Origin of the sequence: Shewanella sp. ALD9 (genome assembly GCF_002836315.1) — a bacterium.
Taxonomy (GTDB): Bacteria; Pseudomonadota; Gammaproteobacteria; order Enterobacterales; family Shewanellaceae; genus Shewanella.
In genome coordinates, this window is the sequence record NZ_PJCD01000005.1 from 82,544 (window position 1) to 100,796 (window position 18,253).

The window sequence follows — 18,253 nt, forward strand, 5'->3', positions numbered from 1 at the left end:
ATAATAGCTGTTTAGGCACAATAGCGTCGATGTAGTATTGAGATCACTTCGGTGACTTGCTCATTTTTAAGCGTGTAGTAAACCACTTGTGAGCTCTTACGAGTGTTGACCAAATCTTGGGTGCGCAGTACCGCTAAATGCTGTGACAAAGCTGATTGGCTCAAAGGCACAGTCTCATTTAGCTCTGTGACACTTAGTTCTTGTTCTAACAATAAACATAAAATCATTAAGCGGTAAGGATTCGCAATGGCTTTTAGCCATTGTGCTGCCGTTTCTGCATTATTAAGCATGGTTGCGACATCGATATCTTGCTTCATGAGTGTCCTTATATAACCTTAAATTACGATCTGGTTGGATTTTGCTGTGTTTTGTTCATTATCATACTTCCGCATCATGGAGATCTCAATTTTAACTATTAAATATATGAGCTATTTCTAATTTGTGATCATTGCAGAGGTTTAAAAAGGCTTTTTTTGCCAAACTGAGGCAAATAATCCAACAATGAGAATCGCAAAATGGCCAATATTTTAGTGTTATATTATTCCCGAGGTGGCCATACTGCACATATTAGCCGTGCAATAGCAGAACAAATTCAATCTAAAGGCGATCATTGTGATGTGGTTAATCTTCAAGATAAAGCGCCAATTGAATGGTCTAAATACCAAGCTGTTGCGTTAGGGGCTTGTGTATTATATGGCTCGTATCATAAATCGGTGTTTGAGTTTGTGCGTGAAAATCAGCAGCATTTATCGCAACTGCCAAACAGTTTTTTTTGCGTCAACGTTGTGGCTCGCAATCCTGAAAAACGCATTCCTGAAAACAATAAATATCTACAGAAGTTTTTAACTTTATCTGAGTGGCAACCGCAAGATGTGAAAATTATTGCCGGTAAAGTCGATTACCCTTCTTGGCCTTGGTATGACAGCTTGATGATCCGCCTTATCATGAAAATGACCGATGGCCCCACCGACCCAACAGCCATTATTGATTATACCGATTGGAATGATGTGAAGGTTTATGCTGATCATATTGCCAAACTAGCGACTGTCGTGCCTGCGTAGTGATTATACCCAACAGATGGTTAAGCTAAGGTTAATCAGCGCTATGTTAACCATCGACTCAGCCTGTATTAAAAACGCCAAAATTTAGGGTGAAACAACACTGCGACTGTCAGTATTTCTAAACGCCCTAATAACATTCCTATTGCCAAAGCCCACTTAGCGACGTCGGGAAGTGAGGAAAAGTTTCCTGCAGGACCAATAATAGGACCAAGGCCTGGCCCTACGTTTGCCACTGCGGTTATTGCTCCGGTAAAGCTGGTCATTGGATCTAATCCGGTTAGTACAAGTGTGAGCGACAGTAATAATATCACCACTATCATCAGCATAAAAAAAGCCATTATTGAACGGACAATGTCATCTTGAATGCGGTGGCCATTGTATTTGTCTTTAAACACGCCATTGGGATGGAATTGCTGTTTAATCTGCTGACGCATAATTGAGAATGCGATTTGAAAACGAAATATTTTTATACCACCAGACGTTGACCCAGAACAGCTACCAATAAACATTAAAAACAGAAATACGACACTGGCGACAGAGCCCCAAGATTGATAATCTGTTAGACCGTAACCGGTTGTGGTGATGACAGAAATAACATTGAAGCTAGCAAGTCTTAATGCATCTAAAAAGTCTATTTGCTGATGTTGCCACAGCCAAAAGGCTAATGAGAATGACACCAGTAACACAAAGCGTAAAAAGCCTATCACTTGTTGATCATTCCATAAGCGTAAGCTGCGTTGTTGTATGGTTTGCACAAACATCAGTAACGGTAATCCACCCGCTAACATAAACACAATACCAACCCAATGTGCCTCGTGTGAAAAGGCCGCCATTGAACTGTCTGAAGTGGAATATCCACCCGTTGATAATGTGGTCATGGCATGGTTGATAGCTTCAAACCAATGCATGCCCGCAAGGTGATAGGACAATGTGCACAGTAGTGTTAAGACTACATAAATCAGGAATAAATGTTTGGCCATGTGCTGAGTGCGAGGAATCGTTTTGTCGCTCCAGTCTGATGATTCAGTTCTAAATAAGCGCATTCCCCCCACGTTCAAAAATGGCAGGATTGCTACTGCCATCACAATGAAACCAATGCCGCCAAGCCATTGCAATAATGAACGCCAGACTAAAATGCTATGGTCCATATTGTCTAATCCGGATAATACCGTTGAACCGGTGGTGGTTATGCCTGACATGGTTTCAAAAAAAGCGTCGGTATAATTAATACCGTGATAAAGAGTGAAGGGCAGCGCGGCGAATAAGCTCACGACAAACCAAGTGATACTGGTCAGCATAAACATATCGCGAATATTAAGACTAAAATGATGGTTGCGACCATTTTGAATGCACAAAATAGCAATAAAGCCGGTAAATAAACCGGACATCATAAAGTCACCAATGGTTTCTTCGCCATAAAATAGCGCAAAAGCCATTGGAACTAACATAAATCCTGTCAGTATTGAGAGAAAAATACCGAGGATAAAAATGATTTGTTTGACGTTAAACATAGAAAATTAAAAGAAAAAAGCACTTGGTTGAAACAATTTCTCTACGTCACCGATGAACTTCTTATTCACTAAGAATAAAATAACATGGTCACCCTGTTCGATTACCGTTTTATCGTGGCCCATTAACACTTCATCATTACGTACAATGGCGCCAATAGTCGTGCCTGGCGGGAGTTTAATGTTGCCAATCTGTTTACCGACAACTTTTGACGTGCTTGAGTCGCCATGGGCAATCGCTTCAATAGCTTCTGCTGCACCACGGCGTAATGAGTAAACATTACATATATCACCTTGGCGAATATGAGTCAGTAACGCCGAAATAGTGGCTTGCTGCGGAGATATGGCAATATCAATGTTAGCTTCTTGTACAATATCAACATAGGCTTCACGCTGAATAAGTACCATGACCTTTTTCGCCCCCATGCGTTTGGCAAGTAGGGCAGACATAATATTGGCTTCGTCATCATTGGTGACAGCGATAAACACATCGGTTTGATCGATGTTTTCTTCCAACAATAATTCTTGGTCTGAAGCATCGCCACAAAAAACAGTGGTTTTTTCCAGTTTTTCTGAAAGTAATTCCGCGCGTTCTTGACGGTGTTCAATCAACTTAACCGAATGAGTACGTTGCAACTTTTGCGCAAGACCAAAACCAATATTACCGCCACCCGCAATCATGATATTGCGGTACGAATTATCCAGTTTTTGCATCTCACTCATTACTGCACGAATATGACGACTATCGGCGACGAAAAACACCTCATCATCGGCTTCAATAATGGTCGTGCCGCGCGGCATGATAGGCCGGCCTTGCCTAAAAATAGCGGCAACGCGGGTATCAATATTGGGCATGTGCTCACGTAATGTGGCTAATGCGTTACCCACTAATGGGCCGCCATAATAAGCTTTAACCGCAACGAGGCTTAGTTTACCTTTAGCAAATTCAAGTACTTGCAGTGCGCCTGGGTATTCTACTAATCTTTGTATGTAAGCGGTCACTAACTGCTCTGGTGCAATCAGCTCATCAATAATAAAACCGCCGCGAGGCTTAGCGTCACCGCTTTTAATTTCACTACTGATAAACAGTTTATCTTGCAGCTCCAAATAAGCTTCTGAGCGAATACGAGCAATTTTTGTTGGTGTACCAAATAAGCTGTAAGCAATTTGACAAGCTGCCATGTTACATTCATCGCTATTGGTTACCGCAATGAGCATGTCAGCATCTTCTGCACCCGCTTCTTTTAATACACTCGGATGAGCGCCATGACCGACAACAACACGTAAGTCAAACTTGTCTTGCAATAGCCTTAGCCGAGCGCGATCACTGTCGACGAGTGTGATGTCGTTATTTTCACCGACTAAGTTTTCAGCTAACGTGCCGCCTACTTGCCCAGCCCCTAAAATAATAATTTTCATGGCTTGAGGTACATCCTTAAATTGCTTTAACTAGGCGCGCGTAATAGAAGCCGTCCATGTTGTCTTGCCCAGGCAAAATTTGCCAACCGATATCACTGATATGAGCTTGTTGCTCTATCGGTACTAAACTCGCATCGGGTGTCCGTGCTAGAAACTGTTCAACTTGTTGGCTGTTTTCCTGCGGTAAAATAGAGCAGGTTGCATATAATAAGGTGCCACCCGGTTTAAGCCATTGCCAACAATGATCCAATATTTGTTTTTGTAAGTTGGCTAACTCTTCAATATCGCTATTTTTGCGTAACCATTTTATGTCTGGATGACGGCGAATGACCCCAGTTGCAGAACAAGGCGCATCAAGCAAGATTCGATCAAATTGTTGTCCTTGCCACCATGATGGAATATCTGCCGCATCGCCGTGAATAAGTTGCGCTTTTAAATGTAACCTGTCCAGATTTTGTTGTACTCGAGCAAGGCGTTTTTGATCAAAGTCGACAGCGACTAAGTTGATAGTGGGAGCAAGCTCTAGTAAATGGCAACTTTTTCCGCCAGGAGCGGCGCAAGCGTCTAAAACGAGTTCATCTGCTGCAGGAGCAAGTAAGGTAGCAGCCCATTGCGCCGCGCCATCTTGCACCGATGCAGCTCCTTCCATAAAGTTGGGTAATGCTGCGACATCTTTTGCGCTTTCGAGCAATATAGCATCTTGACTTGAACCGGCTTGGGCTGGAATATCGTGTTGAGCTAGTGCCGCTAAATAAGCATCACATGTCTGTGATTGCTGATTATTGCGTAGCCACATTGGCGGACGCTGGTGGCTCTGCTCAATAATGTCTTGCCAGTTATCTGGATACGCTTGTTGTAAACGCTTAATAAACCAAGCTGGAGTATTAAAACGTAGCGTGTCTGAGTCAGTATTTAATGCACTGTCTTGGCGCTGAATATTACGCAATACGCCATTGACCACTTTCACCAAACCATCAAAACGTAATTGTCTGCAAGCTTCTGCCGTTTCTGAAATCGCCGCATGCGCTGGAATACGAGTAAAGTAGAGTTGGTAACAACCTACGATCAGCAATTGATGCAATATACGCTGTTTACCTTTAAACGGTTTCGCTAAGCAGTCACTCACGCACTTGTCTAGTTGTGGTAATTGACGCATAACGCCGTAACATAATTCAGCTAATAGGGCTTTGTCTTTGCCATTTTGTAAGTGTTGCTGTTGATCGGGTAGAGCCACCGATAACGAAATGCCTTTTTCAAGGACTTCATAAATCGCTTTAGCTGCCAGTGCGCGAACATTCATGCTAGTTAGCCTCTTGGTTTAAACACACACCTGCGGTAAACCAATCACCACGAGCATTGAGAATATCGGCCACATCAAGCGGCTTTTTGTTGGGCAGTTGCATGGTTTTAATCATTAACTTGCCGTCGGCGGTGGCAATTTCAATACCTTGCTTGGTCGCGGCAATAATGGTCCCTGGCGCTTGTGAGCAGAGTTCTGCGCTGTAATCGGCTTGCCACACTTTAATCACGCTTTGTTGGTGTTCAAAATAACTTACTGGCCATGGATTGAATGCGCGAATGTCTTGCCAAAGCTGTTTCGCGCTTTTATTCCAATCAAGACGAGCCTCTTCTTTGGACAGTTTTTCAGCGTAGTTAGCCAGAGTTTCATCTTGCTTTTGTGCTTTGAGGCTTCCATCACTTAAACCAATCAGCGCTTGTACTAGGGCTTTTGGCCCTTGTTCGGCTAGCTTTTCATAAAGGCTAGCCGAGGTATCCGTAGCCTCTATCGGTAAGTGCGTTTTGAGCAGCATGTCGCCAGTATCTAGGCCAATATCCATCTGCATAATGGTGACACCGGTTTCGGTATCACCTGCCCATAAAGCCCGCTGTATTGGAGCGGCTCCGCGCCAGCGAGGTAAAATTGAACCGTGCACATTGATACAACCTAAACGTGGGGTATCAAGCACTACCTTTGGCAAAATCAACCCGTAAGCCACAACAATCATAATATCTGCATTAAGAGCTGCTAATGCCGCTTGTGCCTCTTCATTACGTAATGATGCAGGCTGAAATACCGGAATAGCATGCTCTAAAGCCAACGCTTTTACTGGGCTTGCGGTGAGTTTCTTACCTCGACCAGCAGGCCTATCGGGTTGAGTATAAGTCGCAATAACATCGTGTTCAGAGTCGATGAGTGCTTGTAAGTGTCGAGCTGCGAAATCCGGAGTACCGGCAAAGATAATTTTTAACGGTTTCAAATTTTTTCCTATGCTTCTCTAGCATCTAAACGAGCTTCTTTTTCAAGCTTAGTTTTAATGCGTTGACGTTTTAGAGGCGATAAATAATCGACAAATAGCTTACCTTTAAGGTGATCCATTTCGTGTTGAATACAAATAGCAAACAACTCATCAGCTTCAACAGTAAACTCTTTACCGTGACGATCTAGCGCTTTTAAGGTGACAAATTCTGCACGGTCAACTTTGGCGTAAATACCGGGTACCGATAGGCAACCTTCTTCATTAGCCAAGTCACCACTGCTAGCCACTATTTGAGGATTAATAAAAATAGTTGGCCGTTCAACCTCATCTTGTAGATCCATCACAATCAATTGTTGATGAAAATCCACTTGAGTAGCAGCTAAACCGATACCTTTCTCTAGGTACATGGTTTCGAGCATGTTATCTATTTGTGTCTGTAATTGTGGACCGAAATCCGTTACAGGTTGAGCGATAGTGCGTAAACGTTCATCTGGAAAGCGTAAAACATTAAGTAATGGCATATATAAACTCTTAGCAAGTCTGTCAAATTTCAGCCAGTTAGCTATACTGGCCTTTGCGATTAGGGTAATTTTAATCCTTACAGCCTATCAATAACAGCAAAAAGCTCTAATAAAGAGCTAAACAACATGGACTGCACCATGAAACGCTTACTTTTACTTGTTTTTTTATGTCTAAATTCTTATTGGGTCAATGCTGACACATTAACCTTGAAAGCTGGACATCCAGATACGTATATCGTTAAAAAAGGCGATACTCTATGGGATATTTCTGGTTATTTTTTAAATGACCCATGGCGTTGGCCTAAATTGTGGGGGGAAAACCCACAAATTGCTAACCCACATTTAATTTATCCAGGGGATCGACTGACATTAGTCTTTATTGATGGTCAGCCCCGTTTGGTTGTTAAGCAGCACATTAAAAAGAGTCCAGAAGGGCGGATGATATCGAAAGATGGTCCTATCCCACCTGTTGACCTTGCGTTGATTAAGCCCTATCTAGTGCAGAACAGAGTTGTTGATCCAACTTGGTTGGCGGGATTACCGATAGTTATGAGTGGTGAAAGCTCATCAATTCATCATGTGGTCAATGACGTAGTCTATGTGAACTCAAAGCTTGAGCAAGGTCTTAAAGTGGCAATTTATCAAACTGGACGTGAGTTTTTTGCTCCAGATAGCGGTGAATTATTAGGCCAAGAACTTATTTTAGCCTCTAGTGGACGTGTTATTGAGTCTGGCGATGTCTCGAAAGTTGAATTACTGAGTAGTTTACGTGAAACCAAAGGTGGATTTCATGTTGCACCTGTAGAAGATGAAGCGTTAATGTCGGCTTATTTTATTCCTAAAGCGGCAGATTTAAGCGTTGCTACTTCTATTATTGGTACAACAGGTAATATTCGCGAAGCAGGTAAATTAGACGTTGTCTATATAGATCGTGGTGCCAATGATGGCGTTGAGACTGGACATGTTTTTTCAATGTACCGTGATGGCGAAAACATTATTATCGATAATGATGGTAATCCTGTTCGCCCTCTTGACCGTTCATCTTACGATAAAGTGTTGGCGAATTTTTCAGAAGATACCGTGTATAAAATGCCCGATATTTTCCATGGTAATTTGATGGTTTTTAAAGTGTTTGATAAAACCAGTTTAGGGTTGATTATGTTTAATGACCATCCTGTTCGAGTGGGTGATAAATTGACCAAACCAAATCCATTGACGATTAAAGGTGAATAATTTCAGATAAACTGGTCGACTGGCTAGTTGTTTGTGCAGTATCTGGGCTAGGACCTGCTCGGATTCAACAATTGTTAACTCAAATGGACGTTGAAGAGATTCGTCAACGTCTAGAGTTTGAGCCACAGGCCTTACCTTTATCGGCAAGCCTGTTGGCTAAATGCCATATCGACTTTAATAAAGTAGAGCAAGCTCTAACCTGGCTCGATTCGCAGCCTAATCACTACATTGTGACCCTCTCTGATCCACTTTACCCCCCATTACTTGCGCAAATATCAGATCCACCGCAGGTATTATTTATTAAAGGCTCGATAGAATCCCTTTTATTACCGAGTATTGCGATTGTTGGTAGCCGTAATGCCTCTCGAGGCGGCTTAGATATGGCAGCAGATCTCGCTGGTCATTTAGCTAATCAAGGTTTTTCGATCACTAGCGGCATGGCGACGGGTATTGATGGTGCAGCCCATAAAGCGACTTTGGCGGTTAATGGAACGACCATGGCCGTGTTGGGTTGTGGGGTAGAGTGTATTTATCCTAAGCGTCATCAACACTTGTATCATGACATTATCAATACTGGTTGCGTCATCAGTGAATACTGGCCAAGTATAGGGCCTTTTGCTGGTAACTTTCCTCGGCGTAACCGTATTGTCAGTGGTTTAAGCTTAGGTACTGTGGTGGTTGAGGCAAGCCGTAAAAGTGGTTCATTAATCAGTGCTCGGTTGGCAATGGAGCAAAATCGTGAAGTGTTTGCTGTACCTGGATCGGTATTAGGAGGATATAGCCAAGGTTGTCATGATTTAATTAAAAATGGTGCAAAACTTGTCGAGTCTGCTGCCGATATAATAGAAGAATTAGGCTGTTTATCAGATTATCACCTTGAACAATTGCATCTACGGCACCATATACAGGATAATGATATTAGTGATTTGCCATTTCCTCCGCTGTTAGCTAGTGTAGGATATGAAACAACCGCGATAGACTCGGTGGTTGAGGATAGTGGGAAACCGATAGATCTGGTGTTAATACAAATGCTTGAACTTGAGTTACAAGGGTGGGTTGCAGCTGTGCCCGGTGGTTACGTCAGACTAAAGAGGAGTTAGCCATGTTCGATATCCTCATGTATTTATTTGAAAATTATGTTCATAGTGAGATTGAGTTATTAGTTGATGAAGATGAACTCACTAAAGAGTTAACCCGTGCGGGTTTTCATCAAGTTGATATTATCAAAGCACTTTCTTGGTTAGAGCACTTAGCTGATCTACAAGAGAGTGATAAACCGTACTTGTGTAATCATGCACAACATTCATTCCGTATTTATACTAAAGCGGAAATGGCCAAATTAGATGTTGAGTGTCGTGGTTTTTTACTGTTTTTAGAACAGATTCAAGTGCTCAGTGTCGAAACTCGTGAAATGGTTATTGACCGTGTTATGGAGTTAGATGAACCAACATTAGAGTTAGAAGATCTCAAATGGGTGGTATTAATGGTACTATTTAATGTGCCAGGAAATGAGTCAGCCTATGAGCAAATGGAAGATTTAATCTTCGAGCAGCCAGAAGGGCGCTTACACTCATAACAGAAAGGAGGCTTAGCCTCCTTTTTTAGGTCTATAGAATATTACTCATAGAGAAACCCATGTCGAAAATTGATCAGCAGCTATTTACTGTCCACGAACATGCATTGGAGAAAGAGTTTGAACTTTGTCCTGTTTGTGGCGCTGAGTTGTCGGTTAAACACAGTAAACATGGCAGTTTTGTTGGCTGTAATAACTATCCAACCTGCGACTATACCCGTCCGCTAGTGCAACACGAGTCGATCGAAACCCAAATTATTAGCGGTTCTGAGTGCCCTAAATGTGGTAATGAGTTGGCTGTTAAGTCTGGTCGATTTGGTATTTTTATCGGTTGTACGCATTATCCTGAATGTACCCATATTGAAAAGCATGACCACACCAATGAAGCTGAGCAGATAACTTGCCCATTGTGCAAAAAAGGCCATCTAGAATCTCGTACTAGCCGGTATGGTAAAACTTTTTTTGCATGCAGTGCCTACCCAAAATGTAAGTTTATCGTAAACTATCCTCCCCATAATGAAGCGTGCCCAGACTGTGGCTTCGGAATTTTAGTCGAACGTAAAGGTGCGGCTGGTAGCCGAGTCGAGTGTCCGCAAAAATCCTGTAAATATAAGCGTGCTTTATAGTTTCTATACCATGAAAGGAAATCCAATGTTACAACTGCAGCCATCGGCTGTCGCCACCACCATACAACAAGGTGGCGTGATAGCTTACCCAACAGAAGCTGTATTTGGTTTAGGATGCGATCCTGATAATGACAGTGCTATCGAGAAACTGTTGGCAGTAAAACAGCGTCCTTGGCAAAAAGGCTTAATTTTGGTGGCCAGTTCATTTGAGCAACTATTACCTTATCTTGATATCACTCAGTTAACTGAGCAACAACTGCAGTTTGCTCAATCAAAGTGGCCTGGGCCATTTACATTTGTTATGCCTATTCAGTCACACGTATCAAAATTATTATGCGGCGAGTTTGATTCAATTGCCGTACGGGTATCTGCTCACCCAGTAGTTCGAGAGTTATGCGACACCCTCAATAAACCCTTAGTATCGACAAGTGCCAATTTAGCCGGTGAGCAACCGGTAGTCGATGCACAACATATCATCACTGATTTTAGCGATAAAATTGATGCATTGATTTTAGGTAAGCTGGGCGAACAACGTCAGCCATCAACCATTATCGATGCTCGCAGTGGTCAAATTCTTCGTAATGGAAGCTAATACTATGTCAAACACCTCTTCCCATGTGCCAGACGCACAACAAGTAAAATCGTTTTTGTTGGGATTACAGCAAAATATTTGTCAGCGTTTAGAGCTGCTCGATGGTAAAGCGACGTTTAAAGCAGATTCGTGGGAACGTGAAGAAGGTGGCGGTGGTACGAGTCGAGTATTAACTCAAGGCCAAGTATTTGAGCAAGCCGGCGTTAACTTTTCTCATGTGATGGGCGCCGCTATGCCCGCATCGGCCACGGCACATCGTCCAGAATTAGCTGGCCGAAGTTTTGAAGCTATGGGGGTGTCATTGGTTATTCACCCTAATAATCCGTTTATTCCAACGACTCATGCTAACGTGCGTTTTTTTATCGCCCGTAAAGAAGGTGCCGACCCAGTATGGTGGTTTGGTGGTGGATTTGATTTAACGCCTTACTATCCATTTAAAGAAGATGTCGTTAGCTGGCATCAAACGGCTAAAGATATTTGCGATCCATTTGGTGAAGATGTTTATCCAAAGTATAAAAAATGGTGTGATGAGTACTTCTTCTTACCGCATCGTAATGAAACCCGTGGTGTCGGTGGATTGTTTTTTGATGATCTTAACGAACCTGGTTTTGAGCGAAGCTTTGAGTTTATGCAAGCGGTAGGCAACGGTTTTATTGAAGCTTATGCGCCGATAGTCGAACGCAACAAAGAGTTAGAATATGGCGATGACGAACGCCAGTTCCAGCTTTATCGCCGTGGTCGCTATGTTGAGTTTAACTTGGTCTATGATCGTGGCACTTTATTTGGCCTGCAAACTGGTGGCCGAACGGAATCCATTTTAATGTCGATGCCACCATTGGTTCGCTGGGAATATGCATTCACCCCAGAAGAAGGGACTGCAGAAGCAGAGCTGTATGACATCTACCTAAAGCCACAAGACTGGTTAGCTGCAGTCTAACGATTACGCATATTATCTGCTAGCGCAGAAATAGCCTGAATAATCACTTGCTGATGTTCAGGCTTTTTTATGTTGTTTTGAATGGCTGCACGCATACAGATTAACCATTGATCTCGCATTGATTCATCAATCGCGAAGTGCATGTGTCTGGCACGTAAAGCCGGATGACCATGTTTTTGTTGATACAGTTGCGGACCACCTAACCAACCACTTAAGAACTCATACAGTTTTTGTTCAGACTCTTGCATTGGCGAGCGATGCATCGCTAATAACGCTTGGGTTTCGGGACGTGTTTGCATTTGTTGATAAAAGTCATGGGCAATTGTGCGGATAACCTTGTCGCCACCAATAAGGTCGTAGGCATTTGACTTCGCTGTATCTCTGTCATCAGCGGTTTGCGGCTTAGCGAATAATTTACGTAACCAGTTCATATTGTCAGTGTTTAAGTCAGTGTTTAAGAGTGTCGGGGTTATTATATCTAAATCAATGTCATGGCAGGATCATTTTTTTGTTAACGTTTTGATACCAATTATTTAACGATTAGGCTGTATTTCGGCAGTTAACTTGGTTAGATTAGTCGCAAAATAAGACAGGAGATCCCAATGGCAAAATTAATGCCTTCTTTGGTTGCTGTGGCGCTATCAACTGCAATTGCAGGTTGTAGTCCAGCAGAACAACAAGACCCTAAAATCACAATCAATGCCAATCCGTATCCAAGTACTTATCAAATACTGCCTAATTCAACCACACTGTTAAAAAATGCCATTGTGTTAACCGGCACTGGTGAACGTATTGATGATGCCGATGTATTAATTAAAGACGGTAAAATTAGCGCAGTTGGTCAACAGCTTTCCGCTGAAGATGCTGTAGTTATCGACGCTAAAGGCAAGTGGATTACCCCTGGTATTATTGATGTGCATTCACACTTAGGGGTTTATCCAAGTCCCAATGCCGAGTCACACAATGACGGTAATGAAATGACCAACCCAGTAACCGCTGAGGTATGGGCAGAGCATAGTGTATGGCCACAAGACCCTGGGTTTAATCGTGCCCGAGAAGGTGGCATCACTACGCTACAAATTTTACCTGGTTCAGCCAACCTGATTGGTGGCCGTGGGGTGACACTCAAAAATGTTCCCGCTACGACCATGCAAGCGATGAAGTTCCCAGCCGCGCCTTATGGATTAAAAATGGCCTGTGGTGAAAATCCTAAATCTTTATATGGCAGCCGTAACGAATTACCTATGACTCGTATGGGTAATATGGCGGGTTACCGTACAGCGTTTATTCAAGCAACAGAATACAAACGTGCTTGGGATAAATATGATGCTGACTATGCCGCAGGTAAGAACCCTGTAGCACCAGAGCGCGACTTAATGAAAGACACGCTTAAAGGTGTGCTTGAAGGTGATATTTTAATTCACAACCATTGTTACAAAGCTGAAGAAATGGCAATGATGATCGACCTAGGTAAGGAGTTCGGTTATCACGCAGGTACATTCCATCATGCTGTTGAAGCATACAAAATTGCCGATTTATTGGCTGAAAATGGTAACTGTGCAGCTATGTGGCCAGATTGGTGGGGCTTTAAATTAGAAGCTTATGACATGGTGCTTGAAAATGTTGCCATGGTCGATGCCGTTAAAAACTCTTGTGCTGTCGTGCATTCAGACTCTGGCGTAACCATTCAGCGCCTTAATCAAGAAACGGCAAAAATCATGAACAACGCGAATGCTAACGGCTTTGACTTAAAAGCTGAGCACGTGATTGGCTGGATTACTGCTAACGCCGCAAAATCATTGGGTATTAGCGATAAGACCGGTTCACTCGAAAAGGGTAAAAATGCAGATGTGGTTGTATGGAATACCAATCCGTTTAGCGTATACGCTCAAGCTGAACAGGTATTTATTGATGGTGCTAAAGTGTATGACCGCCAAGACCCTGCCTACCAGGCACAAAGTGACTTTATGTTAGGTCAACAATAAGGAGCAAGACAATGACATTATTTAATAAATCAGTACTTGCCTTGAGTTTATCTATCAGCTTTGCGTTAAGTTGCGGTGTAGTTCAAGCTGAAAGCGTAGCAATTATCCATGCCACAGTGCATACCGCCACAGAACAAGGCGTATTAACCGATGCCACAGTTGTGATTGAAGACGGCACTATTGTAGCCATTAATCCGGCATCACCGACTGCTGATACCGTGATAGATGCTAAAGGGGCAATATTAACTCCAGGCTTTATCGCGAGTATGAATGATTTAGGCTTAGTGGAAATTGGTGCGGTAGCATCTTCACGTGATGCTTACGAAAAAGAAGCCGATGTTGTTTTCGATCCTAGTTTAGCTTACAACCCCAAGGCATCTACAGTGCCATTTGCTCGCAAAGGCGGGATAACTCGTAATGTAGTGTCATCAGGTGGTGGCGAAGGCATTTTTGCAGGACAAACATTTACCGTAGACTTAAGTGGTGATTGGGACAGTATACTGGCCGCTAACACCGGATTAGTGGTTGCGTTAGGTGCCAAAGAAGAAGGCTCTCGTGCAGCAGGAATGCAGCAATTGATCCATAAACTTGAGGATGCTAAAAAAGCGCAAGCCAAAAAGAGTAAAACGAAAAAAACAGCTGAAGATGATAGCGAAGTGCCAAGTCGTGAAGATGAGATTATTCACGCGGTACTCGCGGGTGAAAAACCATTAATTATCGACGTCGACCGTGCCAGCGATATTTTGCATTTAATTAAACTTAAACAAGACTTAGGCATAGATCTTATCCTAGTCAATGCTGCTGATGCTGTATTAGTGGCTGATAAGCTCGCGCAAGCAAACATCCCTGTGGTTATTGATAGCATGCGTAACTTACCAGAAAGTTTTGATGCATTGCATAATTCACTCGAAAATGCAGGTAAACTAGCAAACGCGGGTGTCAAAGTAGCCATTGCATTACCTGGTGATAGTCATGGTATTTACGCACTACGCTTTAGTGCTGGTAATGCGGTTGCTAACGGGATGAATTATGATGATGCTCTGGCTTCTGTGACGGCAAATGTGGCTGATATTTTTCATTTAGACTCTGGGCGGATTGCGGTCGGCAAGCCTGCCGATTTAGTATTATGGAGCGGCGATCCTTTCGAGTTCAGTAGTAAAGTGCAAAAGATGTGGATTGCAGGAGAAGAGCAAAGCACAGACAGTCGTCAAGACAAGCTCCGTGATCGCTATTTACAAAAAACGGCAATGCCTGAAGCCTACAGCCGATAGCATCTCACGATTTACGTGGGACGTTTCCCTAAATCGTTAATGAAGAGACAAAGCGAATGACAGATAAGTATGCTGTATTTGGTAACCCAATAGCCCAAAGTAAGTCACCATTTATACATACTGAGTTTGCCAAGCAAACTCAGCAAGACTTAAGCTATGAAGCTATTCTCGCGCCGGTCGATCAATTTGACTCTTCGTTAACGGCATTCTTTGCTGATGGTGGTAAAGGCGCTAACGTTACAGCACCTTTTAAAGAGCAAGCATTTGCCATGTGTGACGAACTCAGTGAGATGGCTAAACTCGCAGGCTCAGTAAACACCCTGTTTAATTTGCCAGATGGTAAAATTGGCGGTGACAACACCGATGGTGTTGGTTTGGTGAATGACCTGGAAATGCTGTTCGGTTCGCTGAAAGGTAAGCGAGTGTTATTGGTGGGAGCTGGTGGCGCGGCAAGAGGCTGCATTTTACCGATATTACAACACAATGTGGCTCAGTTGATTATCTGTAATCGGACCCACGAAAAAGCAGAGCAACTTCAAGCTTTATTCAATGAGTATGGTAACTTTTTTGCTAAACCCATTGAAGAGCTAATATCGCCATTTGATTTAGTGATTAACTCAACTTCAGCTGGTCTATCTGGACAATTAATTTCCTTACCTAGCGTTATCGTTGATGAAACAACAGATTGTTACGACATGACCTACAGCCAACAAACCACAGTCTTTAACCAATGGGCTCAAGAACAACACGCTCGTAAAACCGCTGATGGGCTAGGTATGTTGGTTGGTCAAGCGGCAAAAAGCTTTAGTTTGTGGCGTGGGGTTACTCCTGATACAGGTTCGGTTATGCTAAAACTGCGTGAATCATTAGCACAAAAGGCAGCTGACTAATGAATCAAAGCGTGATATTTACCGATCAAGTCTACCTCGAAACCAATCAAGTGAAGTTTGTTGCTCAGCAGCAAGGGGTTAATATCAACTGTTATGCCAGTTTTTCGGCCATCAGTGAGCTTTGCGACAAGCAAATTGTGAGTGGAAGTAATGCCGTGTGTTTATTTGAGCAATGTCGTTTTGACCTTGAAGACCAAGCAGAAGCATTGATTGAACAAGAAGCTTTTAGTGACAGTGGTGATATTATTCTAGCTTAAGGCTGCAACAGTTGTTTCTTCAGTCGCTTTTGGCTATACATATTATTATCTGCCTGTTTAAACGCGTTAGACCAATCTTGATTATACTGGGCAAGTCCATAGCTAAAATGAATCGCGGGGTTTAACAGCGTTAGGTCATGCTGCAGTTGTGTTATTTGCTGCTCTAAGACATCGATGGGGCCACGGCATAGTGCAATAAATTCATCACCGCCATATCGAGCGACTAAAAAATGTGGATGCCACATTGATTTTAGTGATTGCGCAAAAGCCTTTAATGCATCGTCCCCGGCTTGATGTCCGTACTGATCATTTAATGGCTTTAAGTTATCCATATCCAAAATAATGATATAGCTTGCTAACTCTGGGTGGTGTTGCCATTGTAGAATTGTTGCATCAAATTTTTTGCGATTATACAGTCCTGTTAATCCATCATAATCAGCCAGGAGCTCAATTTTTTTAGACTTTTGGTACAGTGAAATTGCGTTCGCGGCTTCTGATGTAAGAATATTCACCAGATTTATATCGTAATCACCAAAGGCTTCCATCTTGCTACTGTCTAAATTCATCATTCCGTAAAGCTCTCCGTCAATACGGATGGGGCTAGACAAGGTGGAACAAATTGGTTTGATTGAAGCATTTGGTAGCACAAATTGATCATATTGCTTGGGGTTTTTAGCATTGATGTTACTAATGACAACGGTTTTATGGCAACGTCCTTGAGTCAATCGATATAGAAAAGTGTCTTTTAGGGTAAAGTTAATATTTTGCAAGGCATCAATATTGAGTCCAATAACAGATTCAAACTGTAACTGATTAGTCTGATTATCTACCAATATGATACTGCCCATTTCAGCATCATCTATAACACTTATTGCTTTTAGTAGTAGCGCATCCAAAAAAGCTTGTTCTGAATCGTATTGGCTCGATAAATTGACTAATTCATAAGTCGTATCGTTAATGTGGATTACATGTTCCAAATGTTGCCAAAGGCGTAACATATTTTGTCTATGGACAAAATATGTGATGGCATAACAGGTAGTGTAACCACAACCAATAAGAGATAGGAATTGATAAGCACTACCTGTATCAAATGCTGTAAATGAAATAATACTGATAAGTAATAAAGGGATGACCAAGAGTAGTAAGTGCTGCTTAATATCAAGATAGCCGATATATTTGGTGGAAACGCGTTTTTGGGTTTTCACTTAACCATCCTTGTTAAATATTCGGCGATACTGGTTAGCATTCAAAACTGTATGTAGTCACTCTATCTAGCAATAAAGCTCAATATAGTGACTCTTAGAATTTAGTTGCAACAATCAAACACGCAGTACAGCATAACTAAATGAGTTACTATCATATAAGACCACATTAGTTTATCAACAGATAGTATAAAAAAATGTGTGGAGTAAGGTATTTTAGTGGGGACATGCAATGGACCAAGAAAAATCGATCCATTACATTAAACGAACAGGCTTATTGTTGTAGGTCTACTAAGTATTCATTTTTTAAACGAACATAGTTATCAGCAGACTGTGGCAAAAATGCACGTTCGGCTTCAGTTAAGGGCCTCACTTGCTTGCATGGACTGCCAACATATAAATAACCACTCTGCAAAACCTTATTGGGAGGAACTAATGAACCCGCTCCCACAATCACATCATCTTCTACTATTGCACCATCAAGTAAAATTGCACCCATACCGATAAGTACACGATGACCAATCTTGCAGCCATGTAACATTGCTTTGTGACCAATAGTGACATCATCACCAATAATCAATGGATGCCCATCAGGATTTGCCGCAGACTTACGGCTTACATGTAATATGCTGCCGTCCTGCACATTACTGCGTTTACCTATGCGTATCTTATTTACGTCACCGCGCGCAGCAACTAATGGCCAAACACTCGCGTCATGGTCTAATTTAATGTCACCAACCAGCACTGCAGACTCGTCAACATAGACGTTATCAGCTAAATCAGGGTGTATTCCTTGGTAAGTTCTTATATTAGTCGGCATAACAATCCTTATATATTCATGGTTTGTGACAGTATAATGCTTAAAAACTAGCTGGTCAGGCTAAATTATCCGCAAACAAGCCGGAAATAACAAATAACCT

The 18,253-nt window shown here is 42.3% G+C and carries 20 protein-coding genes; 11 read left to right on the top strand and 9 right to left on the bottom strand.

Annotation, left to right across the window (positions count from 1 at the left end):
* Positions 1-11: 11 nt before the first annotated feature.
* On the bottom strand, positions 12-317 hold the full coding sequence (locus tag CXF88_RS13675) for a metalloregulator ArsR/SmtB family transcription factor (protein WP_011635510.1): 306 nt from the start codon (positions 315-317) through the stop codon (positions 12-14).
* A 198-nt stretch (positions 318-515) separates the two neighbouring features.
* Between CXF88_RS13675 and hemG the strand changes: the two genes are divergently transcribed.
* Positions 516-1,061, top strand: coding sequence for a menaquinone-dependent protoporphyrinogen IX dehydrogenase (hemG, locus tag CXF88_RS13680; protein WP_101087375.1), 546 nt, complete (start codon positions 516-518; stop codon positions 1,059-1,061).
* Positions 1,062-1,129: 68 nt separating this feature from the next.
* On the opposite strand, the gene CXF88_RS13685 is transcribed toward hemG, so the two are convergent.
* From CXF88_RS13685 to def, 5 genes are read right to left on the bottom strand one after another with little or no spacing between them, the layout of a single operon-like run.
* The gene (locus CXF88_RS13685) at positions 1,130-2,572 is read right to left on the bottom strand and encodes a TrkH family potassium uptake protein (protein ID WP_101087376.1); all 1,443 of its coding nucleotides are present in this window, start codon (positions 2,570-2,572) and stop codon (positions 1,130-1,132) included.
* Positions 2,573-2,578: 6 nt separating this feature from the next.
* Positions 2,579-3,988 carry a Trk system potassium transporter TrkA gene (trkA, locus tag CXF88_RS13690; RefSeq protein ID WP_101087377.1) on the bottom strand — a complete coding sequence of 470 codons (1,410 nt, stop codon included), beginning with the start codon at positions 3,986-3,988 and terminating at the stop codon, positions 2,579-2,581.
* Positions 3,989-4,004: 16 nt separating this feature from the next.
* A complete protein-coding gene (rsmB, locus tag CXF88_RS13695) occupies positions 4,005-5,288 on the bottom strand; it encodes a 16S rRNA (cytosine(967)-C(5))-methyltransferase RsmB (protein ID WP_101087378.1) in 1,284 nt (427 codons plus the stop codon).
* A gap of 1 nt (position 5,289) precedes the next feature.
* Complete coding sequence (fmt, locus tag CXF88_RS13700) at positions 5,290-6,246, bottom strand: methionyl-tRNA formyltransferase (RefSeq protein ID WP_101087379.1); 957 nt, start codon at positions 6,244-6,246, stop codon at positions 5,290-5,292.
* A gap of 8 nt (positions 6,247-6,254) precedes the next feature.
* On the bottom strand, positions 6,255-6,767 hold the full coding sequence (def, locus tag CXF88_RS13705) for a peptide deformylase (RefSeq protein ID WP_101087380.1): 513 nt from the start codon (positions 6,765-6,767) through the stop codon (positions 6,255-6,257).
* 126 nt (positions 6,768-6,893) lie between these two features.
* On the opposite strand from def, the gene CXF88_RS13710 reads away from it, so the two are divergent.
* The 6 genes from CXF88_RS13710 to hemF all read left to right on the top strand — a co-directional run bounded on the left by CXF88_RS13710 (position 6,894) and on the right by hemF (position 11,728).
* A complete protein-coding gene (locus CXF88_RS13710) occupies positions 6,894-8,000 on the top strand; it encodes a LysM peptidoglycan-binding domain-containing protein (RefSeq protein WP_101087381.1) in 1,107 nt (368 codons plus the stop codon).
* Between the two features lie 83 nt (positions 8,001-8,083).
* Complete coding sequence (gene dprA, locus CXF88_RS13715) at positions 8,084-9,100, top strand: DNA-processing protein DprA (protein ID WP_101087382.1); 1,017 nt, start codon at positions 8,084-8,086, stop codon at positions 9,098-9,100.
* 2 nt (positions 9,101-9,102) lie between these two features.
* The gene (locus CXF88_RS13720) at positions 9,103-9,576 is read left to right on the top strand and encodes a DUF494 family protein (RefSeq protein ID WP_011635519.1); all 474 of its coding nucleotides are present in this window, start codon (positions 9,103-9,105) and stop codon (positions 9,574-9,576) included.
* A gap of 59 nt (positions 9,577-9,635) precedes the next feature.
* On the top strand, positions 9,636-10,199 hold the full coding sequence (locus CXF88_RS13725) for a topoisomerase DNA-binding C4 zinc finger domain-containing protein (protein WP_101087383.1): 564 nt from the start codon (positions 9,636-9,638) through the stop codon (positions 10,197-10,199).
* A gap of 25 nt (positions 10,200-10,224) precedes the next feature.
* Positions 10,225-10,791 (top strand): L-threonylcarbamoyladenylate synthase, encoded by a 567-nt coding sequence (locus CXF88_RS13730; protein ID WP_059746088.1) that lies wholly within the window; start codon positions 10,225-10,227, stop codon positions 10,789-10,791.
* 4 nt (positions 10,792-10,795) lie between these two features.
* Positions 10,796-11,728: an oxygen-dependent coproporphyrinogen oxidase gene (gene hemF, locus CXF88_RS13735; RefSeq protein WP_011635522.1), complete on the top strand. Its 933-nt coding sequence runs from the start codon at positions 10,796-10,798 to the stop codon at positions 11,726-11,728.
* Here hemF and CXF88_RS13740 read toward each other — a convergent pair.
* Complete coding sequence (locus CXF88_RS13740; RefSeq protein WP_101087384.1) at positions 11,725-12,159, bottom strand: group II truncated hemoglobin; 435 nt, start codon at positions 12,157-12,159, stop codon at positions 11,725-11,727. The two genes, hemF and CXF88_RS13740, sit on opposite strands and share 4 nt — an antisense overlap.
* A gap of 171 nt (positions 12,160-12,330) precedes the next feature.
* Between CXF88_RS13740 and CXF88_RS13745 the strand changes: the two genes are divergently transcribed.
* Genes CXF88_RS13745 through CXF88_RS13760 form a run of 4 tightly spaced genes read left to right on the top strand, consistent with a single transcriptional unit; the run spans position 12,331 to position 16,131 of the window.
* A complete protein-coding gene (locus CXF88_RS13745) occupies positions 12,331-13,713 on the top strand; it encodes an amidohydrolase (protein WP_101087385.1) in 1,383 nt (460 codons plus the stop codon).
* An 11-nt stretch (positions 13,714-13,724) separates the two neighbouring features.
* Positions 13,725-14,984: an amidohydrolase family protein gene (locus CXF88_RS13750; RefSeq protein WP_101087386.1), complete on the top strand. Its 1,260-nt coding sequence runs from the start codon at positions 13,725-13,727 to the stop codon at positions 14,982-14,984.
* Between the two features lie 56 nt (positions 14,985-15,040).
* Positions 15,041-15,874 (top strand): shikimate dehydrogenase, encoded by an 834-nt coding sequence (aroE, locus tag CXF88_RS13755; RefSeq protein ID WP_101087387.1) that lies wholly within the window; start codon positions 15,041-15,043, stop codon positions 15,872-15,874.
* On the top strand, positions 15,874-16,131 hold the full coding sequence (locus CXF88_RS13760) for a DUF1488 domain-containing protein (RefSeq protein WP_101087388.1): 258 nt from the start codon (positions 15,874-15,876) through the stop codon (positions 16,129-16,131). The genes aroE and CXF88_RS13760 overlap by 1 nt, the downstream gene beginning before the upstream one ends.
* Here CXF88_RS13760 and CXF88_RS13765 read toward each other — a convergent pair.
* The gene (locus CXF88_RS13765; RefSeq protein ID WP_101087389.1) at positions 16,128-17,336 is read right to left on the bottom strand and encodes a sensor domain-containing diguanylate cyclase; all 1,209 of its coding nucleotides are present in this window, start codon (positions 17,334-17,336) and stop codon (positions 16,128-16,130) included. The genes CXF88_RS13760 and CXF88_RS13765 overlap by 4 nt on opposite strands.
* 271 nt (positions 17,337-17,607) lie before the next feature.
* On the bottom strand, positions 17,608-18,153 hold the full coding sequence (locus CXF88_RS13770; RefSeq protein ID WP_101087390.1) for a gamma carbonic anhydrase family protein: 546 nt from the start codon (positions 18,151-18,153) through the stop codon (positions 17,608-17,610).
* Between the last annotated feature and the right edge of the window lie 100 nt (positions 18,154-18,253).

What these genes read in the sequence shown, in the direction of transcription:
- CXF88_RS13675 (WP_011635510.1), bottom strand. Translation starts at nt 317, where the DNA reads ATGAAGCAAGATATCGATGTCGCAACCATGCTTAATAATGCAGAAACG.
- hemG (WP_101087375.1), top strand. Translation starts at nt 516, where the DNA reads ATGGCCAATATTTTAGTGTTATATTATTCCCGAGGTGGCCATACTGCA.
- CXF88_RS13685 (WP_101087376.1), bottom strand. Translation starts at nt 2,572, where the DNA reads ATGTTTAACGTCAAACAAATCATTTTTATCCTCGGTATTTTTCTCTCA.
- trkA (WP_101087377.1), bottom strand. Translation starts at nt 3,988, where the DNA reads ATGAAAATTATTATTTTAGGGGCTGGGCAAGTAGGCGGCACGTTAGCT.
- rsmB (WP_101087378.1), bottom strand. Translation starts at nt 5,288, where the DNA reads ATGAATGTTCGCGCACTGGCAGCTAAAGCGATTTATGAAGTCCTTGAA.
- def (WP_101087380.1), bottom strand. Translation starts at nt 6,767, where the DNA reads ATGCCATTACTTAATGTTTTACGCTTTCCAGATGAACGTTTACGCACT.
- CXF88_RS13710 (WP_101087381.1), top strand. Translation starts at nt 6,894, where the DNA reads ATGGACTGCACCATGAAACGCTTACTTTTACTTGTTTTTTTATGTCTA.
- dprA (WP_101087382.1), top strand. Translation starts at nt 8,084, where the DNA reads ATGGACGTTGAAGAGATTCGTCAACGTCTAGAGTTTGAGCCACAGGCC.
- CXF88_RS13720 (WP_011635519.1), top strand. Translation starts at nt 9,103, where the DNA reads ATGTTCGATATCCTCATGTATTTATTTGAAAATTATGTTCATAGTGAG.
- CXF88_RS13725 (WP_101087383.1), top strand. Translation starts at nt 9,636, where the DNA reads ATGTCGAAAATTGATCAGCAGCTATTTACTGTCCACGAACATGCATTG.
- CXF88_RS13730 (WP_059746088.1), top strand. Translation starts at nt 10,225, where the DNA reads ATGTTACAACTGCAGCCATCGGCTGTCGCCACCACCATACAACAAGGT.
- hemF (WP_011635522.1), top strand. Translation starts at nt 10,796, where the DNA reads ATGTCAAACACCTCTTCCCATGTGCCAGACGCACAACAAGTAAAATCG.
- CXF88_RS13740 (WP_101087384.1), bottom strand. Translation starts at nt 12,159, where the DNA reads ATGAACTGGTTACGTAAATTATTCGCTAAGCCGCAAACCGCTGATGAC.
- CXF88_RS13745 (WP_101087385.1), top strand. Translation starts at nt 12,331, where the DNA reads ATGGCAAAATTAATGCCTTCTTTGGTTGCTGTGGCGCTATCAACTGCA.
- CXF88_RS13750 (WP_101087386.1), top strand. Translation starts at nt 13,725, where the DNA reads ATGACATTATTTAATAAATCAGTACTTGCCTTGAGTTTATCTATCAGC.
- aroE (WP_101087387.1), top strand. Translation starts at nt 15,041, where the DNA reads ATGACAGATAAGTATGCTGTATTTGGTAACCCAATAGCCCAAAGTAAG.
- CXF88_RS13760 (WP_101087388.1), top strand. Translation starts at nt 15,874, where the DNA reads ATGAATCAAAGCGTGATATTTACCGATCAAGTCTACCTCGAAACCAAT.
- CXF88_RS13770 (WP_101087390.1), bottom strand. Translation starts at nt 18,153, where the DNA reads ATGCCGACTAATATAAGAACTTACCAAGGAATACACCCTGATTTAGCT.